This is a genomic window from Streptomyces sp. NPDC059443 (assembly GCF_042750105.1).
Taxonomy (GTDB): Bacteria; Actinomycetota; Actinomycetes; order Streptomycetales; family Streptomycetaceae; genus Streptomyces.
Map to the genome: position 1 here is coordinate 238,991 of NZ_JBHYVM010000007.1, position 24,067 is coordinate 263,057.

Annotated in this window: 24 protein-coding genes and 1 tRNA gene; 15 read left to right on the forward strand and 10 right to left on the reverse strand. The window is 71.5% G+C overall.

The annotated features are described in order from the left end of the window. Position 1 precedes the first annotated feature (1 nt). Complete coding sequence (locus ACFXDJ_RS09785) at positions 2 to 1,429, forward strand: NarK family nitrate/nitrite MFS transporter (protein WP_384848662.1); 1,428 nt, start codon at positions 2 to 4, stop codon at positions 1,427 to 1,429. Positions 1,430 to 1,466: 37 nt separating this feature from the next. Continuing rightward, positions 1,467 to 1,697, forward strand: a complete 231-nt coding sequence (locus tag ACFXDJ_RS09790; RefSeq protein WP_384653913.1) for a hypothetical protein — start codon at positions 1,467 to 1,469, stop codon at positions 1,695 to 1,697. 73 nt (positions 1,698 to 1,770) lie between these two features. Here ACFXDJ_RS09790 and mscL read toward each other — a convergent pair whose 3' ends face one another. The 6 genes from mscL to ACFXDJ_RS09820 form a co-directional block, all read right to left on the reverse strand. Beyond that, positions 1,771 to 2,271: a large conductance mechanosensitive channel protein MscL gene (gene mscL, locus ACFXDJ_RS09795; protein WP_384848665.1), complete on the reverse strand. Its 501-nt coding sequence runs from the start codon at positions 2,269 to 2,271 to the stop codon at positions 1,771 to 1,773. Positions 2,272 to 2,394: 123 nt separating this feature from the next. Continuing rightward, positions 2,395 to 3,021 carry a hypothetical protein gene (locus ACFXDJ_RS09800; protein WP_384848668.1) on the reverse strand — a complete coding sequence of 209 codons (627 nt, stop codon included), beginning with the start codon at positions 3,019 to 3,021 and terminating at the stop codon, positions 2,395 to 2,397. A 138-nt stretch (positions 3,022 to 3,159) separates the two neighbouring features. Then, a complete protein-coding gene (locus ACFXDJ_RS09805) occupies positions 3,160 to 3,993 on the reverse strand; it encodes an S-methyl-5'-thioadenosine phosphorylase (RefSeq protein WP_384848671.1) in 834 nt (277 codons plus the stop codon). 108 nt (positions 3,994 to 4,101) lie between these two features. Further along, positions 4,102 to 4,410, reverse strand: coding sequence for an FmdB family zinc ribbon protein (locus ACFXDJ_RS09810; protein ID WP_384848674.1), 309 nt, complete (start codon positions 4,408 to 4,410; stop codon positions 4,102 to 4,104). 67 nt (positions 4,411 to 4,477) lie between these two features. After that, on the reverse strand, positions 4,478 to 5,833 hold the full coding sequence (locus ACFXDJ_RS09815) for an MFS transporter (protein WP_384653904.1): 1,356 nt from the start codon (positions 5,831 to 5,833) through the stop codon (positions 4,478 to 4,480). Between the two features lie 366 nt (positions 5,834 to 6,199). Then, positions 6,200 to 7,786 carry a potassium/proton antiporter gene (locus ACFXDJ_RS09820; RefSeq protein ID WP_384848677.1) on the reverse strand — a complete coding sequence of 529 codons (1,587 nt, stop codon included), beginning with the start codon at positions 7,784 to 7,786 and terminating at the stop codon, positions 6,200 to 6,202. A gap of 190 nt (positions 7,787 to 7,976) precedes the next feature. On the opposite strand from ACFXDJ_RS09820, the gene ACFXDJ_RS09825 reads away from it, so the two are divergent. After that, on the forward strand, positions 7,977 to 10,838 hold the full coding sequence (locus ACFXDJ_RS09825; protein ID WP_384653900.1) for a penicillin acylase family protein: 2,862 nt from the start codon (positions 7,977 to 7,979) through the stop codon (positions 10,836 to 10,838). 42 nt (positions 10,839 to 10,880) lie between these two features. Here ACFXDJ_RS09825 and ACFXDJ_RS09830 read toward each other — a convergent pair whose 3' ends face one another. Next, the gene (locus ACFXDJ_RS09830) at positions 10,881 to 11,531 is read right to left on the reverse strand and encodes a 5-formyltetrahydrofolate cyclo-ligase (RefSeq protein ID WP_384653899.1); all 651 of its coding nucleotides are present in this window, start codon (positions 11,529 to 11,531) and stop codon (positions 10,881 to 10,883) included. A 91-nt stretch (positions 11,532 to 11,622) separates the two neighbouring features. On the opposite strand from ACFXDJ_RS09830, the gene galU reads away from it, so the two are divergent. The 7 genes from galU to ACFXDJ_RS09865 all read left to right on the forward strand — a co-directional run bounded on the left by galU (position 11,623) and on the right by ACFXDJ_RS09865 (position 17,064). Further along, positions 11,623 to 12,525, forward strand: coding sequence for a UTP--glucose-1-phosphate uridylyltransferase GalU (gene galU, locus ACFXDJ_RS09835; RefSeq protein WP_384848680.1), 903 nt, complete (start codon positions 11,623 to 11,625; stop codon positions 12,523 to 12,525). Positions 12,526 to 12,529: 4 nt separating this feature from the next. Then, positions 12,530 to 13,870 carry a gephyrin-like molybdotransferase Glp gene (gene glp, locus ACFXDJ_RS09840; RefSeq protein ID WP_384653895.1) on the forward strand — a complete coding sequence of 447 codons (1,341 nt, stop codon included), beginning with the start codon at positions 12,530 to 12,532 and terminating at the stop codon, positions 13,868 to 13,870. Positions 13,871 to 13,943: 73 nt separating this feature from the next. Next, positions 13,944 to 14,480, forward strand: coding sequence for a cyclic pyranopterin monophosphate synthase MoaC (gene moaC, locus ACFXDJ_RS09845; protein ID WP_384653893.1), 537 nt, complete (start codon positions 13,944 to 13,946; stop codon positions 14,478 to 14,480). Continuing rightward, on the forward strand, positions 14,477 to 15,082 hold the full coding sequence (locus tag ACFXDJ_RS09850; protein ID WP_384848683.1) for a molybdenum cofactor biosynthesis protein B: 606 nt from the start codon (positions 14,477 to 14,479) through the stop codon (positions 15,080 to 15,082). The genes moaC and ACFXDJ_RS09850 overlap by 4 nt, the downstream gene beginning before the upstream one ends. Positions 15,083 to 15,099: 17 nt before the next feature. Beyond that, positions 15,100 to 15,720: a GNAT family N-acetyltransferase gene (locus tag ACFXDJ_RS09855; protein WP_384653889.1), complete on the forward strand. Its 621-nt coding sequence runs from the start codon at positions 15,100 to 15,102 to the stop codon at positions 15,718 to 15,720. Between the two features lie 169 nt (positions 15,721 to 15,889). Next, positions 15,890 to 16,906: a hypothetical protein gene (locus ACFXDJ_RS09860; protein WP_384848686.1), complete on the forward strand. Its 1,017-nt coding sequence runs from the start codon at positions 15,890 to 15,892 to the stop codon at positions 16,904 to 16,906. Between the two features lie 84 nt (positions 16,907 to 16,990). Further along, positions 16,991 to 17,064, forward strand: a tRNA-Ala gene (locus ACFXDJ_RS09865). A gap of 138 nt (positions 17,065 to 17,202) precedes the next feature. Here the strand turns inward: ACFXDJ_RS09865 and ACFXDJ_RS09870 are convergent. Together ACFXDJ_RS09870 and ACFXDJ_RS09875 are read right to left on the reverse strand one after the other, a co-directional pair. Beyond that, entirely contained in the window at positions 17,203 to 17,934 is a 732-nt protein-coding gene (locus ACFXDJ_RS09870) for a hypothetical protein (RefSeq protein WP_384848689.1), read from the reverse strand. Between the two features lie 50 nt (positions 17,935 to 17,984). After that, positions 17,985 to 18,485, reverse strand: coding sequence for a GNAT family N-acetyltransferase (locus ACFXDJ_RS09875; protein ID WP_384848692.1), 501 nt, complete (start codon positions 18,483 to 18,485; stop codon positions 17,985 to 17,987). A 38-nt stretch (positions 18,486 to 18,523) separates the two neighbouring features. Between ACFXDJ_RS09875 and ACFXDJ_RS09880 the strand changes: the two genes are divergently transcribed. Further along, on the forward strand, positions 18,524 to 19,327 hold the full coding sequence (locus ACFXDJ_RS09880) for an exodeoxyribonuclease III (protein WP_384848695.1): 804 nt from the start codon (positions 18,524 to 18,526) through the stop codon (positions 19,325 to 19,327). Here the strand turns inward: ACFXDJ_RS09880 and ACFXDJ_RS09885 are convergent. Further along, on the reverse strand, positions 19,309 to 20,016 hold the full coding sequence (locus ACFXDJ_RS09885; RefSeq protein ID WP_384658902.1) for a MerR family transcriptional regulator: 708 nt from the start codon (positions 20,014 to 20,016) through the stop codon (positions 19,309 to 19,311). The two genes, ACFXDJ_RS09880 and ACFXDJ_RS09885, sit on opposite strands and share 19 nt — an antisense overlap. A 217-nt stretch (positions 20,017 to 20,233) precedes the next feature. On the opposite strand from ACFXDJ_RS09885, the gene ACFXDJ_RS09890 reads away from it, so the two are divergent. The 4 genes from ACFXDJ_RS09890 (at position 20,234) to ACFXDJ_RS09905 (ending at position 23,906) form a co-directional block, all read left to right on the forward strand. Then, positions 20,234 to 21,859, forward strand: coding sequence for a flavin-containing monooxygenase (locus ACFXDJ_RS09890; RefSeq protein WP_384848721.1), 1,626 nt, complete (start codon positions 20,234 to 20,236; stop codon positions 21,857 to 21,859). Continuing rightward, complete coding sequence (locus ACFXDJ_RS09895) at positions 21,856 to 22,782, forward strand: alpha/beta fold hydrolase (RefSeq protein ID WP_384658905.1); 927 nt, start codon at positions 21,856 to 21,858, stop codon at positions 22,780 to 22,782. The genes ACFXDJ_RS09890 and ACFXDJ_RS09895 overlap by 4 nt, the downstream gene beginning before the upstream one ends. Next, on the forward strand, positions 22,779 to 23,663 hold the full coding sequence (locus ACFXDJ_RS09900) for an SDR family oxidoreductase (protein ID WP_384658908.1): 885 nt from the start codon (positions 22,779 to 22,781) through the stop codon (positions 23,661 to 23,663). The genes ACFXDJ_RS09895 and ACFXDJ_RS09900 overlap by 4 nt, the downstream gene beginning before the upstream one ends. Positions 23,664 to 23,741: 78 nt before the next feature. After that, on the forward strand, positions 23,742 to 23,906 hold the full coding sequence (locus tag ACFXDJ_RS09905) for a hypothetical protein (RefSeq protein WP_384658911.1): 165 nt from the start codon (positions 23,742 to 23,744) through the stop codon (positions 23,904 to 23,906). Positions 23,907 to 24,067 lie beyond the last annotated feature (161 nt).

Sequence of the window (24,067 nt, forward strand, 5' to 3'; positions counted from 1 at the left end):
CATGTCGATACCCACGCCGACCCCGTCGGTGCCCCGCAGCCACCGGGCGGAGACCTACAAGCCCGGGGCCACCATCGCCGACTGGCGGCCCGAGGACGAGGGCTTCTGGCAGTCCACCGGCCACCGGGTCGCCCAACGCAACCTCTGGGTCTCGATCCCCGCGCTGATGCTGGGGTTCGTGGTCTGGCAGGTCTGGTCCGTGACCGTGGTCAAGCTGAACGACGTCGGCTTCGACTTCTCGAAGTCGCAGCTGTTCTGGCTGACCGCCATCCCCGGCATCACCGGCGGCACCTTCCGGATCCTGTACACCTTCATCGGGCCGATCTTCGGCGAGCGGAAGTTCACCGCGTTCAGCACGATCATCCTGGTCGTGCCGATGCTGTGGCTGGGCTTCGCGCTCCAGAAGAGCAGCACCCCGTACTGGGAGCTGGCGCTGATCGCGGCCGTCTGCGGTATCGGCGGCGCGAACTTCGCCTCCTCGATGGCCAACATCGGCTTCTTCTTCCCCAAGCGGGAGAAGGGCAGTGCCAACGGCCTCAACGGTGGCCTCGGCAACCTCGGCGTGAGCGTGGTCCAGCTGATCGCCCCGCTGGTGGTCACCGCCGCCGTCCTGGGCGCCCCCGCGGGCGGTCCCCAGCACGACGGGAAGAAGAACACGGACATCTGGCTGCAGAACGGCGCCTTCCTCTGGGTGCCGCTGCTGGTCATCATGGCGCTGGCCGCCTGGTTCCTGATGAACGACCTCAAGGTGGCGGCGGCCCCCTTCAGCCAGCAGAAGATCATCTTCAAGCGCAAGCACAACTGGCTGATGACCTGGCTCTACGTCGGCACCTTCGGGTCCTTCATCGGCTTCGCCGCCGGTCTGCCCTTGCTGATCAAGAACAACTTCGAGGCGCAGGGCTACCAGGCCACCACCTACGCCTGGATCGGCCCGTTCGTCGGGGCGATCACACGCTGGGGCGGCGGCTGGCTCTCGGACAAGATCGGCGGAGCCAGGGTCACCCTGCTGTCCTTCGTCGGCATGGCCGCGGCCCTGGTCGTGGTGATCTTCGCGCTGCCGTCCGGCGGCAAGGAGGGCAACTTCTGGGCCTTCTACGTCGGCTTCCTGGTGGCCTTCGCCTTCTCGGGCCTGGGCAACGGCTCGACCTTCCGGCAGATCCCGGTCATCTTCCGGGACCAGCACATGAAGGCGGCCGAGGGACAGGGCTCCGAGGCGCAGGCCGCGGCGCTGAAGCAGTCGGAGATGGAGGCGGGGGCCGTGACCGGCTTCTCCTCGGCGATCGCCGCCTACGGCTTCTTCTTCATCCCCGCGATGTTCGCGGCCATGGCCGTCACCAACGCCCTGTGGATCTTCATCGGCTTCTATGCCACCTGCCTGGCGGTGTGCTGGTGGTTCTACGCCCGCAAGGGCGCCGAGGCCCCGAGCTGATCGGGACCGGTGGCGGGGGCGGCCGTACCCTGGAGGCATGAGCAACGCCCCCGCCACCGACCCGCAGGACTCACCGGCCGCGCAGGATTCCCGGGCCCCGCAGGCCCCGAAGCCCGCGAAGCCGAAGCCGCGACTGGTCTTCGACGACCCGCTGGACCAGCAGTCCTCGGACGACACCGACCGGGGCTGGGGCGAGCGGCCCCCCGCCGGCGGAAGCGCGGCCGACCTGGCCCGCTTCCTCGACGAGAAGCCTCCGCACCACGTCTGATCCGGCCGGCCCGGCAGAGCCGGACCCGTTAGGCCCGGACCCGTCAGGCCCGGACCCGCTAGACCCGGACCCGCTAGACCCGGGGGCCGTAGCCGCCGGAGGCGCCGTTGCCGCCACCCGCCGCGCGCTGGGCGACCAGCTCGTCGCGGATCTCCTTGAGGACCACCAGCTCGGTGATCTCCATGGTCTCCTGAACGCCTTCCTTCGCCCTGCGGCGCTGCTCCACCTTGGCGAGGTACTTCGCCATCGGCAGGACCATCAGGAAGTAGACGACCGCCGCGGTGATCAGGAAGGTGAGCGCCGCGTTGAGCACCGAGCCCCACATGATGTTGACGCCGACGGGATCCCCCTTCGCGTCCACGCTGCAAGGGCCCTTCAGGCACGAGGAGTAGACGTCCAGGCTCTTCGTCCCGATGGCGCCGATCAGCGGGCTGATGATGCCCTTCACCACGGAGTTCACGATGTTCGTGAACGCGGCACCGATGACCACGGCGACCGCCAGGTCGACCACGTTGCCGCGCATCAGGAAGGCCTTGAAGCCTGCCAGTACGCTCTCCTTCTTCTTCTCGCTCACCACTGAGCCTTTCTTCGCATCTGCCGAACATGGAGCCAACGGTTCCGAAAGCTACGGCAGTCCGGGCCCGGCGTGTCCAATCGACGCCCACCTTGAGGTGACTTGACTGCGCGTCTGTGCGATTCAGCACAGGGTCACCGCCAGTCGGGATACAGTGCCCGCCCCCACCAGGTCCCGCGCGGTCTCCCGGGGCACGGACAGGACCACCAGGGCCCCTTCGTCCCCAACCCCCTTCTCCGGAGCGGGTACTTCGGCTACCCGGGCCCCCGCGGCAACCACCCGGGGTGGCCCGCCGCGCTCCGCCGCGACCACGTCCACCCGGTCGCCGGGCCGCAGCAGCCTCACGGTGGCCGCGTCGGCGATCCGCACCGGCGCCGATACCAGCCGCACCGCCACCGCGGGCGCCGCTCCCCGGGAGACCCGGACCTCGGGCGGTCCGGAGCCCCACGAGGCCTGGGCCTCGGTGCCGCCCACCGCCAGCGCGGCCGCGGCGACGGCCAGCCCCGCCGCGGCACCACGCCGCCGACGCCGCACGGCTCTGCGCAGCCGGTCCCCGCCCCGCCCCGCCCGGAGCGGGGGGAAGAGCGGAACGGAGCGCGCGGGGGGACACGTAGCGGAAGGGGAGCGGGAGACGAGCCCGCCGGGGCAGGCCGCGTGTGAGGGGACGGGGACGGGGGCGGGGGAGGAGACGCGGGCGAGGGCGGGGGCGAGGGTGGGATTCGGGGACGGGGTACGGGACTTCGCGGTCATGACGCCTCCACCAGACGGAGTGAGATCCGATGCCCGGACCCAGCGCCCGGACACCCCTCACGATCCACCGCCCCGCCGAATCCCGCTCCGCCCTGTGGACGGTCCCCAGCTTGTGGATATCGCCGTCACCCACCCGCCTTAAGGCAGCTCGATGCCCAGGTCCCAGCCGTCGTGGGCGTGCGTGCACAGGCAGTCGCGGGATTCCGTCGGGGGCAGGGCGGCCACCGCGTCGAAGAGGACCTCGCGCAGACGGCCGACGTTCTCGCCGAAGACCTTCAGGACCTCCGTGTGGGAGACCCCCTCGCCCGTCTCGGCGCCCGCGTCCAGGTCGGTGACCAGGGCCATCGAGGTGTAGCAGAGCCCCAGCTCGCGCGCGAGGACCGCCTCCGGGTGGCCGGTCATGCCGACGACCGACCAGCCCGCCGCCGCGTGCCACCGGGATTCGGCGCGGGTCGAGAAGCGCGGGCCTTCGACGACGACCATGGTGCCGCCGTCCACCGGCTCCCACGCGCGGCCGCGCGCCGCAGCCAGGGCGACGGACCGGCCGACCGGGCAGTACGGGTCGGCGAAGGTGGTGTGCACGACGTTCGGGACCGATCCGTCGGGCAGGGGCTCGCCGTCGAAGAAGGTCTGCGCGCGGGCCTTCGTACGGTCGACCAGCTGGTCGGGGACGAGCAGCGTGCCCGGACCGTACTCGGGGCGCAGGCCGCCGACCGCGCACGGGCCCAGCACCTGGCGGACGCCGACCGAGCGCAGGGCCCACAGGTTGGCCCGGTAGTTGATCTTGTGCGGGGGCACGGTGTGGCTGCGCCCGTGCCGGGGCAGGAACGCCACGGTCCGGCCCGCCAGCTCGCCCAGGTACAAGGAGTCGCTCGGGGGCCCGTAGGGGGTCTCGACCTGGATTTCGGAGACGTCCTCCAGGAAGGAGTAGAAGCCCGATCCGCCGATGACACCGATGTCTGCATTCGCCATGCGCCCCACCCTAAAGGGGGCCCGTTTCGTCCCGCCCCGGGGCGGCACGCCGAAGGCCCCGGGTCCGGAAGGACGACGGGGCCTCGGATGAAGCGTGTGAAGCCGCGGTCAGGCGGCCGAGGTGCTCGACGACGACGAGGAAGAAGAGCTCGACGAGGACGACGAAGACGTCGACGACGCGGCCGGGGTGGCGGCCGACGTGGACGCGGGCTTCGAGGCAGGGGTGCTGCTCGACGAGGCGCCACGGCTGTCGTTCCGGTAGAAACCGGAGCCCTTGAAGACGATGCCGACCGCGGAGAACACCTTCTTCAGGCGTCCGTCACAGCTCGGGCACACGGTCAGTGCGTCATCGGTGAACTTCTGCACGGCCTCAAGGCCCTCACCGCACTCGGTGCACTGGTACTGGTAGGTCGGCACGAATTTCCTCCTGGCACTCTCACTCAATGAGTGCTAACGACGCTCCATGGTGACGTATTCCGGCGGATCAGTCCACCGTCACCGGCACGCGGTGACCCAGACCACGCTCGTTCACACCCGCGGAGGGTGCCTTCGAGGCGGCAGGGGCGGCTGCCTGGGCGGCAGCCGGCTTGGACGAGCTGACGATCCGGCTCGGGGCCTTCGGAGCCAGCTTCGCACGCAGCGTCAACAGGATGGTCAGCGCGAGCGCGGTGGCCACCAGCGGCACGAGGAAGCCGTACGAGGACCCGTGGGCGTCCGTCAGGCGCCCGGCCAGGGTCACGGCGCCGGCCTGCCCGAAGGCGACCGCTCCGGTGAGCCAGGTGAAGGCCTCGGTGCGCGAGGTGGCCGGGATCAGCTGCTCGATCATGGTGTAGCCGGTGATCAGCGCGGGGGCGATGCACAGGCCGACGACCAGGCCGAGCGCGCCGAGCAGGATCATCGAGTTCGCGGCCCAGAGGACCGAGGCTGCCGCGGTGAGGCCGATGTAGCCGAGGATCAGGCGGCGGCGGGGGCCGATCTTCCAGGCGATCGCACCGCAGGCGATGCCGGCGATCATGTTGCCCGCGGCGAAGACGCCGTAGAGCAGGCCGTTGGCGCCGGGGTTGCCGATCTCCTCGGAGAAGGCGGCGAGCGACACCTGCATGCCGCCGAAGACGGCGCCGATGCCGATGAAGGCGACGATCAGGACGCGCAGGCCGTGGAACGACAGGGCCGAGGCGTGCTTCTCGCCGTTCGCCGGGCGGGCGACGGGCTTGGGCTGCGTGGCGCGCTGGGCGGCGAAGAGCAGGCCGCCGATCAGGGTCAGCGCGGCCTCGGTGACCAGGCCGGCGGCCGGGTTGACGCCGGTGCACAGCGCGGTGGCGAGCACCGGGCCGACGACGAAGGTGAACTCGTCGGTGACGGACTCGAACGCGGCGGCCGTGGGCAGCAGCGGGGAGCCCTCCAGCTTGGCCGCCCAGCGGGACCGGACCATGGGCCCGACCTGCGGGACGGATGCACCGGCGGGGACGGCCGCCAGTGCGAGCGCCCAGACGGGCGCACCCAGCAGCGCGAGCGCCGCCAGGGAGCTGACGGCGGTGGCGTGCGTGAGGGCCACCGGGACCAGCACGGCGCTCTGGCCGTGGCGGTCGATGAGCTTGCCCATGACGGGAGCGAACAGCGCCATGGAGATACCGGTGACGGCGGCGACGATGCCGGCGCTGCCGTAGGAGCCGGTGGTGTGCTGGACGAGCAGCAGGATGCTGATCGTCAGCATGCCGAAGGGGAGACGCGCGGCGAATCCCGGGAGAACGAAGCCGAGGGCGCCGGGCGTGCGCAGGAGCTGCCCGTAGCCGGGTCGGGTGGACTTGGCGGACTTTTCGGTCGTGACCGCGGATGTCACGGCCTGGCCTTTCCGCTGCCTGGTAGAACTCCCCGTCTGCGGACGATGCACCGCTTTGTGAGCGATCGCACCCGTACATGTGGGAGCCCCGAGAGCTGTCCTCTTGCGCCGAACCGAGTGATACCTGGGCACCCACTGCGGGAGGGAGCCACGGCCGCTTTGCGGTCGCGCCAGCTCTGCGTCAGACAGAGTTGGTTCGATGTGTTGTCCCTTTATCGTACAGGTGGATCGGCGTCCATGCCCTGTGATTAGGGCTACAGGGCGTGTCTTCACCTGCGATTAACTGGAACTTCGCATTCAGGCCTCGGCTAAACAGGGGTAAATCAGGGCATACGCCATCGAAGATGGCCGAATTAGAGTGCCGCTCTAACCCTTGGGCCCGTTCCCGCCGGTCCCCAGCCAACCCGCCAGCTTGCCGCCCCGGGCCACCGCCCGAAGCCGCGCCTCCGCCGCGTCGCGGACCGGGTCCGTGGCCACCACCAGCAGTTCGTCCCCGCGCCGCAGCACGGTCGACGGAGCCGGTACGAAGCTCTTCGCGTCCCGTACGACCAGCGTCACGGAGGCCCCCGGCGGCAGCCGCAGCTCGCTCACCTCCACGCCGTGCATGCGCGAGGCCGGCGGGATGGCGAAGGACAGCAGGTGCCCGCGCAGCTTCTCCAGCGGCGCCGACTCGATCCCCAGGTCGGAGGCGGTCTCGTCGCTGTCGCCGAGGTTCAGCTTGCCCGCCAGCCAGGGCAGGGTCGGACCCTGGATCAGGGTGTAGACGACGACCAGGATGAAGACGATGTTGAAGACGCGCTCGCTGCCCTCGATCCCGGTCACCATGGGGATGGTCGCCAGGATGATGGGCACGGCCCCGCGCAGGCCCGCCCAGGACATCAGGGCCTGCTCCTGCCAGGGCAGCCGGAACGGCAGCAGCGAGACGAAGACCTCCAGCGGCCGCGCCACCATGGTCAGCACGAGCCCGATGGTGACCGCCGGCCAGAAGTCCCCGGCCAGCTCGTGCGGGGTGACCAGCAGGCCGAGCAGGACGAACATGCCGATCTGGGCGATCCAGCCGAGCCCGTCCGCGAACCCCCGGGTGGCCGGCCAGTGCGGCAGCTTGGCGTTGCCGAGGACCATCGCCGCCAGGTACACGGCGAGGAAGCCGGAGCCGTGCGCCATCGCGCCGGCCGCGTAGGCCGTGATGGCGATCGCCATGACCGCGATCGGGTAGAGGCCGGAGGCGGGCAGGGCCACGTGCCGCAGCCCGTACGAGCCCAGGAAGCCCACGGCCAGGCCGATGGCGGCGCCGATCGTCAGCTCCAGGGCGATCTTGCCGATGAGGACGTACCACTCGTCGACCGGTCCGACGGCCGCGAAGGCCACGACCAGGATGACCACGGGGGCGTCGTTGAAGCCGGACTCGGCCTCCAGCACGCCCGTCACCCGGGAGGGGAGTGGGACCTTGCGCAGGACGGAGAAGACCGCCGCCGCGTCGGTCGAGGAGACGACCGCGCCGATCAGCAGGGCTTGCCGCCATTCGAGTCCGACCAGGTAGTGCGCGCCCGCCGCGGTCACGCTCACGCTGACGGCGACGCCGACCAGCGACAGCACGATCGCGGCCGGCAGGGCCGGCTTGATCTCTTTCCACTTGGTGCCCAGACCACCCTCGGCGAGGATCACGACGAGTGCGGCGTAGCCGATCACCTGGGTCAGCTCGGCGTTGTCGAACACGACGTTGCCTATGCCGTCCTGGCCTATCGCGATGCCTATGCCGAGGTAGATGAGCAGGCTGGGGAGGCCGCTGCGTGAAGAGATGCGTACCGCCGCGACGGCGACGAGCAGCACGAGCGAGCAGACCAGCAGTAGCTCGTTGAGCGTGTGGACAGTCAGCGGGCGGCCCTTTCCTCGACGTGCCTGCGATGGCGGACGAAGGATCGCATCGGGTGGGATGACGGATCGTTCCGGCACGGGCACGGACGGCAAGTACTTCGTTACCTTACCTAATCTTTGACGCGCCCTTTACTCGACAACCACATTGTGAAACGCCGACGGGGCCCTGTCCTCATGACCATGACCCCTGGCGGATCAACGCACCCGGTCCTGCGCCTATGGTTGCTCCCAGCACTCCCAGGACCACCCTGCCCCTCTAAGGACAGCGATGCCCGCCAACGAAACCGCCCCTTCCGTCAAGAAGAAGGGACGACGCGCCCGTCTGATCGTGCTCGTCCTGGTCCTGGGGCTCCTCGCGGGCTTCGGCTACGGGGGCTACTGGACCCTGGACAGTGTGCGGGGCTCGTTCCCGCAGACCACCGGCTCCCTCAAGGTCCCCGGCCTGACCGCGGCCGTGGACGTCAAGCGCGACGCCCACGGAATCCCGCAGCTCTACGCCGACACCGACGAGGACCTCTTCCGCGCGCAGGGCTTCGTGCACGCGCAGGACAGGTTCTGGGAGATGGACGTGCGCCGCCACATGACCTCCGGGCGGCTCTCGGAGATGTTCGGCGCCGGCCAGGTCGAGACCGACGCCTTCCTGCGGACGCTCGGCTGGCGCCAGGTCGCGCAGCAGGAGTACGACACCAAGCTCTCGCCCGAGACGAAGAAGAACCTCCAGGCCTACGCCGACGGGGTCAACGCGTACCTCAAGGGGAAGTCCGGCAAGGACCTCTCCGTCGAGCACGCCGCCCTCAAGCTCAGCGACGACTACCAGCCCGAGCAGTGGACCCCGGTGGACTCGGTGGCCTGGCTCAAGGCGATGGCGTGGGACCTGCGCGGCAACATGCAGGACGAGATCGACCGCGCGCTGATGACGGGCAAGCTCTCGCCGGCGCAGATCGACGACCTCTACCCGCCGTACCCCTTCGACCGGAACAAGCCGATCGTCGAAGGCGGCTCGGTCACGGGCGGGAAGTACGTCCCCGCCGCGGGTTCCGGCTCGGGTTCCGGCAGCTCTACGGGCTCCAAGGGTTCCAACGGCTCCGGCGGCCAGGGCAGCGCCACCGGCTCCCAGGCCTCCCTCCGGACGGGCGGGAGCGACACCTCCGAGCCGGCCTCCGAGCCGACCGGCCTGGCGGGCAACGCCACCGCCCAGGGTGCGACCGTGGGCCTGCGCACCCACCTGAGCGCCCTCGCCGACACCCTCGACCAGATCCCCGCGATCCTCGGCCCGGCCGGCAGCGGCATCGGATCGAACTCCTGGGTCGTCTCGGGCACGTACACGACCACCGGCAAGCCGCTGCTCGCGAACGACCCGCACCTCGCCCCGCAGCTCCCCTCGGTCTGGTACCAGATGGGCCTGCACTGCCGCACGGTCTCGGCCTCCTGCCAGTACGACGTGGCCGGCCAGACCTTCTCCGGCATGCCCGGCGTGGTCATCGGCCACAACGCCGACATCGCCTGGGGCATGACCAACCTCGGCGCCGACGTCACCGACCTCTACCTGGAGCAGGTCAAGCCCGAGGGCTACGTCTACGACAACAAGGTGCTCCCCTTCACCACCCGCGAAGAGGTCATCAAGATCGCGGGCGGCGGTGAGAAGAAGATCACGGTCCGCAGCACCAACAACGGCCCGCTGATCTCCGACCGCAGCAGCGAGATCACCGCGGCCGGCGCCCGCGCCCCCGTCGCCAGCTCCGCCCCCGACCGCGGCAACGGCTACGGGGTCGCCCTGCGCTGGACCGCGCTGGACCCCGGCAAGTCGATGGACGCGGTCTTCAAGCTCGACCGGGCCAAGGACTTCGCGGGCTTCCGCGCCGCGGCCCGCGACTTCGAGGTCCCGTCCCAGAACCTGATCTACGCCGACAACAAGGGCGCCACCGGCAACATCGGCTACCAGGCCCCCGGCCGCATCCCGGTCCGCGGTGCGGGCGACGGCCGCATGCCGGCGCCCGGCTGGGACTCGAAGTACGCCTGGAAGGGCTTCATCCCGCAGGACGAGATGCCCTACGACGCCAACCCGGCCCGCGGCTTCATCGTGACGGCGAACCAGGCCGTCGCCGAGCCCGGCACCGGTGCGGGCAAGTACCCGAACCTGCTGACCACCGACTGGGGCTACGGCGCCCGCAGCCAGCGGATCAACGACCTCATCGAGGCGAAGATCAAGGACAGCGGCAAGATCTCCACCGATGACATGCGCACCATGCAGATGGACAACAGCAGCGAGATCGCCGCGCTGCTGACCCCGATGCTGGCCAAGATCGACGTCTCGGACCCGGACGTCCGCTCCGCGCAGAAGCTGCTGGAGGGCTGGAACTACACCCAGGAGCCCGACTCGGCGGCCGCCGCCTACTTCAACGCGGTCTGGCGCAACATCCTGGAGCTGGCCTTCGGCGACAAGATGCCGAAGGAGCTGCGCGTCGAGGGCAGCTGCATGAACGTCCGCGAGCAGTCGACCGGACCGGCCGACGACCTCGCGAAGATGGTCCGCGAGTGCGGCACGCGCGGTTCGGACTCGGCGCAGCCGGACGGCGGCGACCGCTGGTTCGAGGTGGTCCGCCGGCTGGTCAAGGACGAGAACTCGAAGTGGTGGCAGGCGCCCGCCGCCGGCCGCAACGAGCCGGCCACCACCAGCCGCGACCAGCTCTTCGCGCGGGCCATGACCGACGCCCGCTGGGAGCTGACCGCCAAGCTCGGCAAGGACCAGTCCACCTGGAGCTGGGGCCGGCTGCACCAGCTGATGCTGAAGAACCAGACGATCGGCTCCGAGGGCCCCGGCTACATGCAGTGGCTCCTCAACCGGGGTCCGTGGAACCTGGGCGGCGGCGAGGCCACCGTCAACGCGACCGGCTGGAACGCCTCCAGCGGGTACGGGGTCACCTGGGTGCCCTCGATGCGGATGGTCGTGAACCTCAACGACCTCGACAAGTCGCGCTGGATCAACCTGACGGGCGCCTCGGGGCACGCCTACCACTCGCACTACACGGACCAGACGACCATGTGGGCCAAGGGCGAACTGCTGGAGTGGCCCTTCGGCAAGGAGGCCGTGGACAAGGCCACGGTCGAGACCCTGCAACTGACGCCGTAGCTTTCGGAAGCACGGTTCAGAACCACAGCTCAGAAGCACAGCTCAGAAGCGCACCACCCCCGACGGGGTGGCCACCGCCCGCACGGGGTGGTCGTGCGGTTCCTCCGGGACCCGCGCGACCACCTCGTGGTCGTAGAGGAGCACCACCAGCGCGGGATCCGCCCCGGCGCGCTCCAGCCGCTCCAGCACCCGGTCGTACGAGCCTCCGCCCCGCCCGAGCCGCATCCCGCGCCGGTCCACGGCCAGTCCGGGCAGCAGCACGGCGTCGGCGCCGGTCACCGCGTCGGGGCCGAGGCGCGGACCGGCGGGTTCGAGGAGCGTCATCTTCCCCGGGTGCGCGGCCTCGGCCAGGCTCCCCGGGCCTTCGTACACGGCCCAGTCGAGGTCGTTGTCGGGCAGCAGGACGGGCAGTAGCACCCGCTTCCCGGCCGCCCGGAGCGCGTCGAGCAGTTCGCGGGTGCCGGGTTCGGTTCCGATGGAGACGTACGCCGCCACCGTGTGCGCGTCGGACAGTTCGGGCAGTTCACAGGCGGAGCGGGAGAGTGCGCGTGCCGACGTACGAAGGATGTCGGGGGACAAGGCGCGGCGGGCGGCCAGGAGTTCCCGGCGCAGGGCCGATTTGGCGGCCGAGGGGCCGGGCGGGGGCGCCGGAGACGGGGTGGGCGGGGGTGCGGGCGGCTGGTTCTCTACCACGGCTGGCTGGTATCCCTTTCCATTGGTGCATACCTGATCATGTTCACCTGAATCTCATCTGAGGCGATCCGTAACCGACTATCGTTCGGCCATGACTCAGTTGCGCCCCGTGATCAAGAAGGCGGTCATTCCGGCCGCGGGACTCGGTACTCGGTTCCTCCCCGCAACCAAGGCAACGCCCAAGGAAATGCTTCCGGTCGTGGACAAGCCGGCGATCCAGTACGTGGTCGAGGAAGCCGTTTCGGCGGGCCTGGACGACGTTCTCATGATCACGGGGCGTAACAAGCGTGCTCTGGAAGACCACTTCGACCGGAACTACGAGCTGGAGTCGGCGCTCATCGCCAAGGGCGACGAGGACCGGCTGAAGAAGGTCCAGGAATCCAGCGACCTGGCCACCATGCACTACGTCCGCCAGGGCGATCCGCGAGGCCTCGGCCACGCCGTGCTGTGCGCCGAACCGCACGTCGGCAAGGAGCCCTTCGCGGTCCTCCTCGGCGACGACCTCATCGACCCGCGCGACCCGCTGCTGCGTCAGATGGTGGAGATCCAGGCGCGCACCGGCGGCACCGTCGTCGCGCTGATGGAGGTCGAGCGCTCCCAGGTGCACCTCTACGGCTGCGCCGCCGTCGAGCCCACCGACGAGGACGGGGTCGTCCGCGTCACGGGTCTCGTCGAGAAGCCGGACGCGGCGGACGCGCCCAGCAACTTCGCCGTGATCGGACGGTACGTCCTCAATCCCGCGATCTTCGGCATACTGCGGGAGACCGAGCCGGGCCGCGGCGGTGAGATCCAGCTGACCGACGCCCTGCAGAAGCTGGCCGCCGACGAGACCGTCGGAGGCCCGGTGCACGGCGTGGTCTTCCGGGGCCGCCGCTACGACACCGGGGACCGCGGGGACTACCTGCGGGCCATCGTCCGACTCGCCTGCGAGCGCGAGGACCTGGGCCCGGAGTTCCGCACCTGGCTTCACCGTTACGTCACGGAGGAGATGTAGCACCTTGAGCAAGCCCGACGCACCGCAGGACACTGGCCGACGCCTCTGGTCGGTGGACGAGCACCTCGCGGACGTCCTCGCCACCGTCCGGCCGCTGGAGCCCATCGAGCTCCAGCTGCTGGACGCCCAGGGGTGTGTCCTGGTCGAGGACGTCACCGTGCCCGTCGCCCTCCCGCCCTTCGACAACAGCTCGATGGACGGCTACGCCGTCCGGACCGCCGATGTCCAGGGCGCGAGCGAGGAGTTCCCCGCGGTGCTGACGGTCATCGGGGACGTGGCGGCCGGCAGCGGAGACCTGCCGACCGTCGGCCCCGGCCAGGCCGCCCGCATCATGACCGGCGCCCCGCTGCCGCCCGGCGCCGAAGCCGTCGTACCGGTCGAGTGGACCGACGGCGGTACGGGCGGGGGCGCGGCCTCCGGTATGACCCCGGCCAGCGCGTCGCCCGAGGGCGCCGCCGGCGAGGTACGGGTCCACCGCGCCGCCGAGGCGCGGGCGCACGTCCGCTCGCGCGGAAGCGACGTCCAGGCCGGGGACCTCGCGCTCGCCGCGGGCACCGTGCTCGGCCCGCCGCAGATCGCCCTGCTGGCCGCCATCGGGCGCGCCGCCGTACGGGTGCGGCCGCGGCCGCGCGTCGTCGTGATGTCCACCGGCAGCGAGCTGGTCCAGCCCGGCGAGGCGCTGACGGCCGGCACGATCTACGACTCCAACAGCTTCGCGCTGGCCGCCGCCGCGCGGGACGCCGGCGCCATCGCCTACCGCGTCGGCGCCGTGGCCGACGACGCCGAGACCCTGCGCTCCACGATCGAGGACCAGCTCATCCGGGCCGACCTCCTGGTCACCACGGGCGGGGTCAGCGTCGGCGCGTACGACGTGGTCAAGGAGGCCCTCACGGCCGTCTCCACCGGGGAGGAGGGGGTGGACGGCGCCGGGATCGACTTCCGCAAGCTCGCCATGCAGCCCGGCAAGCCCCAGGGCTTCGGCACCATCGGCCCCGACCACACCCCCCTGCTGGCCCTGCCCGGCAACCCGGTGTCCTCGTACGTCTCCTTCGAGCTGTTCGTGCGCCCCGCGATCCGCGCCCTCATGGGCCTGCCGGCCTCCGAGGTCAGCCGGCCGAGCGTGCGCGCGGTCCTGAAGGCCGACAAGGCGCTCGGCTCCCCGGCCGGCCGCCGGCAGTTCCTGCGCGGCAAGTACGACGCCCGGAGCGGCACGGTCAGCCCGGTCGGCGGATCGGGCTCGCACCTGATCGCCGCGCTGGCACACGCCGACTCCCTGATGGTCGTACCGGAGGACGTCACCTCGGTGGAGCCCGGGGCCGAGCTCGAAGTGGTCCTGCTCGGCTGAGGTCCGGCGGATGCGGGTAGCGTGTTGCACCACACAGGCCCTTGCGGGGCCCGGACGGGAGCGGCACGCACTTATGGCAGCGATCTCCCGGGGGGAAACCCCCGGACCCCCTGAGCAGAGCGGCGCCAACGGCGCCGGTGGCACCAAGCTGACGCACATCGACGAGGCCGGCGCGGCTCGGATGGTCGACGTCTCGGAGAAGGCCGTCACCACGCGGACGGCACGGGCCAGCGGACGCGTGCTCGTCTCCCCGCGGGTGATCGAGCTGCTGCGCGGCGAGGGCGTGCCCAAGGGGGATGCTCTCGCCACCGCGCGGATCGCCGGGATCATGGGCGCGAAGAAGACCCCCGACCTGATCCCGCTGTGCCACCCGCTGGCGGTCTCCGGCGTGAAGGTGGACCTGACGGTCACCGACGACGCCGTCGAGATCCTCGCGACCGTCAAGACGGCCGACCGGACGGGTGTCGAGATGGAGGCGCTGACCGCCGTCGCGGTCGCCGGGCTCACCGTCATCGACATGGTGAAGGCCGTCGACAAGGGCGCGGTCATCACGGACGTGCGGGTCGAGGAGAAGACGGGCGGCAAGTCCGGCGACTGGGCGCGCTCGTGAACGCCCCGCGCGGCGGCGAGGTCCACAGCCACAGCCACGGGCCCGAGTCCGCTTCCGTCCCGCCGGCACCGGCACCGGCGGCCAGGCCCGAGCTGCGCGCGCTGGTGGTCACTGCCTCGAACCGGGCCTCCGCGGGCGTGTACGAGGACCGGGGCGGCCCGGTGCTCGCCGAGGGGCTGCGCTCGCTCGGCTTCGCGGTGGACGGTCCGCGCGTGGTTCCCGACGGGGACCCCGTCGAGGCGGCCCTGCGCGAGGGAGTGGCCGCCGGGTACGACGTCATCCTCACCACCGGCGGCACCGGCATCTCGCCGACCGACCGGACCCCGGACGCCACCGCCCGGGTGCTGGACTACGAGATCCCGGGCATCCCGCAGGCCGTTCGCGCCGAGTCGCTGGCGAAGGTGCCGACCGCGGCGCTGTCGCGTGGCCTCGCGGGCGTGGCGGGCCGCACCCTGATCGTGAACCTGCCGGGTTCCACGGGCGGGGTCCGCGACGGGATCGCGGTCCTGTCCCGGATGCTGCTCCACGCCGTCGACCAGATCCGGGGCGGCGACCATCCGGCGCCCCCCGGCACCGGCAGACCTTCCGGGAGCACGAGCTGAACGGCCCCTCCTGGCCGGTGGTGCTGGCGGACGGCGATGTCACGCTCCGGCCGATAAAGCTGCGGGACCAGGCCGCCTGGCGCGAGGTCAACCGGCGCAACCGCGACTGGCTGCGCCCGTGGGAGGCGACGATTCCGCCGCCCGCGCCCTGGGGACCGGTGGTCCAGCGGCCGACGTACCGCCAGATGGTCCGCCATCTGCGGGCGGAGGCGAACGCGGGGCGCATGCTGCCCTTCGTCATCGAGTACCAGGGGCGCCTGGTGGGCCAGCTGACGGTCGCCGGGATCACCTGGGGCTCGATGTGCGCGGGCCACGTCGGCTACTGGGTGGACCGCGAGGTGGCGGGCCGCGGGGTGATGCCCACGGCGGTCGCGCTCGCGGTGGACCACTGTTTCGCGAAGGTCGGGCTGCACCGGATCGAGGTCTGCATCCGTCCGGAGAACGGTCCGAGCCGGCGGGTGGTGGAGAAGCTCGGTTTCCGCGAGGAAGGGCTGAGGCCGCGCTATCTGCACATCGACGGCGCGTGGCGGGACCACCTCGTGTACGCGCTGACGGTGGAGGAGGTGCGGGAGGGGCTGCTGCACCGCTGGCACCGGGAGCACCATCCGCACGGTCACGGACCTACGTCGCAGGTTTAACGGAAATCCCGGAAATCAGATATCTGTTCGAATTCTTTCGAGCGGTGACCGATTCGCCCATAACCTGATCCGAAGAATCACAAAAAAAGTCCGTGATATCAGCGAGATCGCGCGACACGCCGTCCCAATTGGCGGATGCCCCCGGCCGTACCCCTCTACGGTGTGGGGTGTGAGCAGCAGCGGCCTCATCTATGCAGTCATCGTCGGGGCCTGGGCCGCCTACTTGGTGCCCATGTGGCTCCGGAGGCAGGACGAGCTGAACGAAGCCCGTCCGACGGAACGCTTCTCCACCGCCATCCGGCTGCTTTCCGGCCGGGCGGGAATGGAGCGCCGTTACGCCAAGGGACTGCGTGAGCGCGGTGACGAGGAGGCGGGATCCCAGCCCCCCGCGGACCCGGACGCGGCGACCGAAACGGTGAATTCCGTGGACGTCGACGACGCCCGGGCCGTCGTCGTGCCCCCGCCGACCCGCGCCGAGCCGAGATCGGCCGCCTCCGAGCGGGCCGACCGCGCCGAGCGGGCCCGCCGCGAGCAGCGCCTCGTCGTCCTGGCCCGCCGCCGGCGCACCACGGCGCTCCTCTTCCTGATCTTCACCCTCGGCGCGGTCGTCGCCGCCGTCGGCGGGCTCCAGTACCTGTGGGCCCCCGCCGTCCCCGCCCTGCTGCTGAGCACGTACATCGTGCACCTGCGGGTCCAGGAGCGGCGGCGCTACGAGTTCACCATGGACCGGCGGCGCGCCGAAGCGGCCGCCCGGCGGCTCCGCGAGAACCGGCCCCGCCGCCGTGAGCCCGAGGCGGCGGCGGGCTCCGACCCGGACCCCGCGCCACCCGTCTCCCCGCAGGAGGCCGGCCGGCGCGCCCTGGTCGAGCAGACCGACCACGCCGAATGGGTGGACCAGCAGCGCGAGCGCGAGCGCGGCCCGGCCCGCGGTGACAGCTGGGAGCCCGTACCGGTCCCGCTGCCGACGTACGTGACGGCCCCGGTCGCCCCCCGCGCCACCGGCGGCCCCGCGACCCCGGACTCCTGGAGCGCGACCCGCTCCAGCACGGCCGAGCCGACGGAACCCCGCCTGCGCGCCCAGCCCGCAGCCCCCCAGCAGTCCCGCCCGCGCGCCCGCGACGCGGCGCGCACACCGCTGTTCGACCAGTACGAGGGCGACGAGCGCCCGCGCGCCGCGAACGAATGACCGAGATCGATGACCTGCGCGGACGCTCCCCGATACCGGTTTTGGAGCACCCGCGAGGGGATGCTAATGTTTCACACGTCGCAAGGGCCTGTGGCGCAGTCTGGTAGCGCACCTCGTTCGCATCGAGGGGGTCTGGGGTTCAAATCCCCACAGGTCCACAAACGACAGTTCACGGGTTGCTCCCGAGAACGGTGACGAGATCCCGTCCGATCGAAAGATCGGGCGGGATCTTCGTCGTTTCCCAACTTCCCTGCCCCGCCCACCGGTCGAGTGGTCGCGGGCGCATGCCTCGGCGGTTATCCGGCCGCCCGGTCCAGCAGGGGGGCCGCCCAGGGCGGGAGGGTGGACGGGGACGGGCGGGTGGGGCGGGGGTCCGTGGTGATGCCGATGCCGCCCGCCGGGTCGCCGTAGGTGAAGTGGGCCGACCAGCCGAGCCAGGAGCGGACGAACAGGGCGGCGCTCCACGCCAGGGCGAGGGCGCCGCGCTGGTCCGGGGTCTCGTACCAGTAGCTGGTGAGCACCACCGCGCGGGAGACCGCCTCGTCCGTGTCGGTGGGGAGGGAGTCGGCGGTGAGGCCGGCGGACAGGACCGACGCGGCGAAGCGGTTGTCCGCGAGGAGGCCGCCGGCGTCGCTGACGACCGCGTCCACGAGGTCCGGAGGGAGGGCCAGGGCGTAGTGCCGCAGGCGCGCCAGGAGTTCGGGGAGGGACGGGTCCGCGGCCGTCTGCGGGCCCGGGGCCACCCGGAGGTCGTCGAGCAGCCCCGTGGCCTGCGCGGGGCGGGCGGCCAGGAGGTGTACGTAGGCCAGCGCGCGCAGGGTCTGCCAGCGGCAGAGGGTGCCCAGCAGGGCGATCCGCGAGGCGCGGAAGCCCAGCCGCACCGGCCAGTCGGCCGCCCGGACCTCTTGCCCGAGCGCCCGAAGCTCCGCGGGGACCGGGGCGGGGAAGACCAGGCTCCGGCCGGGCTCGCAGGACGGCTTCGAGCGGTAGCCCGGCCACTGCCGCGCCCCGGAATCCTCGCTGCTCATTTACCTCATCCGGTTTCGGGGTTCGCCACGGTGGGCGTGGACGGATCGCGTCAGGCGGGGAGGAGGGGCTTGGTCATGCAGCGGCTGGAGTCGTGGAAGCGGTAGTGGCCGAACTTGGCGGCCGCCAGGGTGTAGCCCTCGGAGAGGTAGAGGGCGATGGCCTCCGGCTGCTGGTCACCGGTTTCCAGGACCATGCGCAGGCGGCCCGCCGCGCGGGCGTCGGCTTCGAGGGCGGCCAGGATGCGGCGGGCCAGGCCCAGGCCGCGGGCCTCGGGGATCACGTACATGCGCTTCAGCTCGGCGTCGCCGTCCGCGTAGCCCTCGTCGTTCGCCTCGTGCCCGCGCCAGCCGCCGCTGGCTATCGGGGTGCCCGAGGCGTCGTAGGCGAGGAGGTAGAGGCCGTTCGGCGGGGCGAACATCGCCGGGTCGAGGAATGTGACATCGCCCTCGCCGTCGTAGCGCTCCTGGTATTCGATCTGCACTTGGTCGTTGAGCTTGACCGCGTCCGGGTGGTCGTACGACACGGCGCGGAGCTGGATCTCCTGAGACATCCGAACAGCCTACGGAACGCTCGGGCTATCGTGCAGGGATGCTCACTGTGACCTCCGTGAATGTGAATGGGATCCGCGCCGCCGCCAAGAAGGGCTTCTCCCCGTGGCTCGCCGGGTCGGACGCCGACGTCGTCTGCCTGCAGGAAGTGCGGGCCGAGGAGGGGCAGATTCCGGAGGAGGTGCGGGCACCCGAGGGGTGGCACACCGTGTTCGCGCCGGCCGCCGCCAAGGGGCGGGCCGGGGTCGCGGTGTACACGCGCCGGGAGCCGGAGCGGGTGCAGGTCGGATTCGGGAGCGAGGAGTTCGACGACTCCGGGCGGTACCTGGAGATCGACCTGCCCGGTGTGACCGTGGCCAGTCTCTACCTGCCCTCCGGGGAGGCAGGGACCGAGAAGCAGGACGAGAAGTACCGGTTCATGGGCGAGTTCCTCACCTACCTCGCGGAGCTCAAGGTGCGGGCCGCCGCGGACGGCCGGGAGGTCGTGGTCTGCGGTGACTGGAACATCTGCCACCAGGAAGCCGACCTGAAGAATTGGAAGACCAACCGGAAGAACGCCGGCTTCCTGCCCGAGGAGCGCGAGTGGCTCGGTGAGGTGTACGACACCGCGGGGTACGTGGACGTCGTGCGCGCCCTGCACCCCGACACCGAGGGGCCGTACTCCTGGTGGTCCTACCGCGGGCGGGCCTTCGACAACGACGCCGGCTGGCGGATCGACCTCCACGTCGCGACGCCGGGGCTGGCGGGCAAGGCCGTGAAGGCCTTCGTGGAGCGGGCCGAGACGCACCCCGAGCGCTGGTCCGACCACGCGCCGGTGACCGTGGTCTACGAGCTCGGGTCCTGAGCCGGTCCGGGAGCCGGGGCCTGGGCCCCGTCGGGGGCCCGGTCCGCCGCCGGTGACGGCGGGCGCAGGCGGTCCATCGCCATCGTGAGTTCGGCCTCGACCACGCTCTTCGCCAGGGGGCGCAGGCGCGGGACCGCTTCCTCGGAGATGTGCGTGGAGATGAGCTCGGCGAACAGCACCGCCATCGCCTCCGCGTGCTCGCGCACCCGGCGGCCCGCCTCCAGGACGGCGGACAGCGGTACGCCCTCGCGGACCAGCGCCGAGGAGACGTCCAGCAGTCGGCGGCTGACGTGGATGATCTCCTCGCCGTCGGTGGCCAGGTAGCCGAGGTCGAGCGAGGCCGCCAGGTTCTCCGGGGTGACCTCGCCCTCGAAGTAGTCGGCGAGGGCCTCGGGCGACAGCCGGACCGGGGTCTCCTGCGACCAGCCGATGCCGAGCAGCTCGCCGAGCTGGCCGACGTCGCGGCCCTTCTCGAAGGCGACGGTCAGCTCGGCTATGCCGCCGAGGGTGTGGCCGCGCTCCAGCAGGGCGGCGATGGTGCGCAGCCGGGCCAGGTGGTGGTCGTCGTACCAGGCGAGGCGGCCCTCGCGGCGGGGCGGCGGCAGGAGCTTGCGCTCCCGGTAGAAGCGCAGGGTGCGTACGGGGATGCCGGCGGCCTCGGCCAGCTCCTCCGTGCGGTATTCGCGCACTGTGTTCCTTGCTTCCGTTGGTTGCGCTGCTGCTTGCGCTGCTGTTGGCGCTGCGTCCTGCGTCGCGGTGTCCGGCACCTGCGCAGCCTAGGCCGTACCCGCAGTAACTTTCCTGGCGCGACCCCTACCCATGGGTACGGGGCTGCTCTACTCTCCCGATTGTGCCAGTGATTGCTGGCAGCGTTGGCATCCGAAGGCGGCGGGCATGGGCGGTGGCATGGACGGGCGCGAGCACGTACGAGTGGCGGTGATCGGCTCCGGGTTCGGCGGGCTGGGCGCCGCCGTGCGGCTGCGGCGGGAGGGGATCACCGACTTCGTCGTCCTGGAGCGCGCGGACTCCGTCGGCGGCACCTGGCGCGACAACAACTACCCCGGGTGCGCCTGCGACGTCCCTTCCCATCTCTATTCGTTCTCCTTCGCGCCCAATCCCGACTGGCCGCGGACCTTCTCCGGACAGCCCGCCATCCGGGAGTACCTGGAGCACGTGGCCGACACCTTCGGACTGCGCCGCCACATCCGGCTGAACCACGAGGTCCGGATGGCGCGCTGGGACGCCGACGGGATGCGGTGGGAGATCGAGACCTCGGGCGGGGAGTTCACCGCCGACGTGGTCGTCTCCGCCACCGGGCCGCTGTCCGACCCGAAGATGCCGGAGATCCCCGGGCTCGCCGGCTTCCCCGGCAAGGTCTTCCACTCCGCCCGCTGGGACCACGGCTACGACCTGCGCGGCAAGCGCGTCGCCATGATCGGTACGGGCGCCTCCGCCATCCAGATCGTCCCCGCCATCGCGCCCGACGTCGAGCGGCTGACGCTGTTCCAGCGGACCCCGCCGTGGGTGATGCCGCGCACCGACCGGGCGATCACCGCCGTCGAGCGCTGGCTCCACCGCCAGCTGCCCTTCACCCGGGCGGCGCGCCGCGGGCTGCTGTGGGGGATCCGCGAGCTCCAGGTCAGCGCCTTCACCAAGCGGCCGAACCAGCTCGGGCTCATCGAGTCGCTGGCGAAGGCGAACATGGCTCGCTCGATCAAGGACCCGGAGCTGCGGGCCAAGCTGACGCCCTCGTACCGGATCGGGTGCAAGCGGATCCTGCTGTCGAGTGAGTACTACCCGGCGCTCGCCCGGCCCAACGTGGACCTCGTCGCCTCCGGGCTGAAGGAGATCCGGGGCTCCGTGCTGGTCGCCGCCGACGGGACCGAGACCGAGGCCGACGCGATCGTCTTCGGCACCGGCTTCCATGTCACGGACATGCCGATCGCGGACCGGGTGGTGGGCGCGGAGGGGAAGACCCTCGCGGAGGTGTGGAAGGACGGGATGCAGTCGCTGCGCGGGGCCACCGCGGCGGGCTTCCCGAACTGGATGACGATCATCGGGCCGAACACCGGGCTCGGGAACAGCTCGATGATCCTGATGATCGAGTCGCAGCTGAACTACATGGCGGATTACCTGCGGCAGCTGGACGTGTTGGGAGGGCGGGTCGCGCTCGCCGCCCGGCCGTCGGCCGTGAACGCGTGGAACCGGTCGGTCCAGACGCGGATGGAGCGGACGGTGTGGAACACCGGGGGCTGCACCAGCTGGTACCTCGACGCGCAGGGGCGGAACACGACCGTGTGGCCGGGGACCACGGGGGAGTTCCGGCGGGAGACGCTGGGCGTGGACCTGAGCGAGTACGAGGTCGTACGCCATCGGGAACGCGAGAGGGTGCCGGTGGCCGCCGTCGGCTCTGCGGGTGCGGCGCCGTTGCCGGGGGCTCTGCCCCCGGGCCCCCGCGCCTCAAACGCCGGCGAGGCTGGATTTGGCGGGGCTGGAGTGGCGAAGGCGGCCACCGAGGGGGATGCCGCGTGAGTCGGCTGATGCATGTGACCGCCGGGCCCTACGCCCCGCCCGTCGCGCGGCGCGAGCTGGTGGTGACGTCCGCCGACGGGGCCCGGTTGCACGTGGAGGTGCACGGGGAGGAGGGGGCTCCGGCTGTGGTGCTCGCGCACGGGTGGACCTGTTCCACCGCCTTCTGGGCCGCACAGATACGGGCGCTGGCGGGCGGCCACCGGGTCATCGCCTACGACCAGCGCGGCCACGGGCGTAGCCCCGCCGGTGCCGGATACGGCACTGGCGCCCTCGCCGACGACCTGGTCGCCGTCCTGAAGGCCACGCTCGCCCCCGGCGAGAAGGCCGTGGTCGCGGGCCACTCCATGGGCGGGATGACCGTCATGGCGGCCGCCGGCCGGCCGGAGTTCGCCGAGCACGCCGCGGCCGCGCTGCTGTGCAGCACCGGCAGCGGCCGTCTCGTCGAGGAGTCGCTGGTCCTGCCGCTGAGGCCCGGCCGCGCGAGGACCCGTATCACCGGGGCGGTCCTCGGATCCCGGGCGCCGCTCGGGCCCGTCACCCCCGTGGCCCGCATGGTGCTGAAGTACGCCACGATGGGCCCCGGCTCGGCGCCCGACAAGGTCGAGGCCTGCGCCCGCATCGTCCACGCCTGCCCCACGAAGGTGCGCCACGCCTGGTCCGAGGTGCTGGCCGGGCTGGACCTCGACGCGAACCTGGCCGAGCTGACCGTGCCCACCGCCGTCATCGGCGGCAAGAGCGACCGGCTGACGCCGATCGTGCACGCCCGGGGGCTGGCCGCCGCGCTGCCGAACTGCGTGGGACTGACCGAGCTGACCGGGATGGGGCACATGACCCCGATCGAGGCGCCGGAAGCCGTCACCAACGCGGTGCGCGAGCTGGCCGCCCTGTACCTCCCCACCCCGCAGAAGGAGAAGACGCCGTGAGTGCTCGCAGGAGTCTGGAAGGTCAGGTGGCCGTAGTCACCGGCGCGGCGCGCGGGGTCGGCGAGCTGCTGGCCCGCAAGCTGTCGGCGCGCGGTGCGAAGGTGGCGTTGGTGGGGCTGGAGCCCGAGGCCCTCAAGGAGGTCTCCGAGCGGCTGCACACCGAGAGCGACCACTGGTACGCCGACGTCACCGACCACGAGGCCATGGCCCGGGTCGCGCAGGAGGTCAAGCAGCGCTTCGGCAAGGTGGACATCGTCGTCGCCAACGCGGGGGTCGCGTCCGGCGGGCCGTTCGTGGACTCCGACCCCGACGCCTGGCGCCGGGTCATCGAGGTCAACCTCATCGGCGGCGCCGTCACCGCCCGCGCCTTCCTGCCCGTGCTGATGGAGAGCCGCGGCTACTTCCTCCAGATCGCCTCGCTCGCCGCGATCACCCCGGCGCCCATGATGACGGCGTACTGCGCCTCCAAGTCGGGCGTCGAGGCCTTCGCCCACTGCCTGCGCGCCGAGGTCGGGTACAAGGGGGTCAAGGTCGGCGTCGGCTACCTGTCCTGGACCGACACCGACATGGTGCGCGGCGCGGACCGGGACGAGGTCATGCGCGAGCTGCGCCAGCGGCTGCCGTGGCCGTCGAACCAGACCTACCCGCTGGGGCCGGCCGTCGACCGGATCGTGGCGGGCATCGAGCGGCGCTCGGCGCACGTGTACGCACAGTGGTGGCTCCGCGGCATGCAGGGGGTCCGCGGCTACCTGCCCGGGATCATCTCGTCAGTCGGACAGCGCGAGATGAAGCGGTTCGAACCGCGACTGGCCAGTGTTTCCAAGGGGCTTGTCGGGGCCGGCGGGGCCGCGGACGAGCAGGAGCGCACCCGGAGCAGCTGATCGTAATGCGAGGAATGTCGGGTTATGTAAGCCTGGTCGAGGCCTCATACCCGCACACCCCTCTAGGAGTGAACAAGCATGGGCATCAAGGACCAGTTCCAGGACAAGGCGAAGAACCTCGCGGAGAAGGCGAAGGCCGCGGCCGCGGGCAAGCAGGACGAGGCGTCCGAGCGGGCGTCGCAGGCGGCCGACCAGGTCAAGGACAAGGCCCGCGACACGTTCGACGAGAATTTCGACAAGTAGGTCTTTGTAGTAGCGAGTAGCGAGTAACGAGTAGCGCGCCGAGGGGGGGGGGCCCCCCCCCCCCCCCGGGCGCCCCCCCCCCCCCGCCCCCCCCGCCCGCGGGGCGCCGCCCCGGGCGCCCCCCCCCCCGGCGGCGGCGGGGGTGGCGGGGGGGGCCCCCC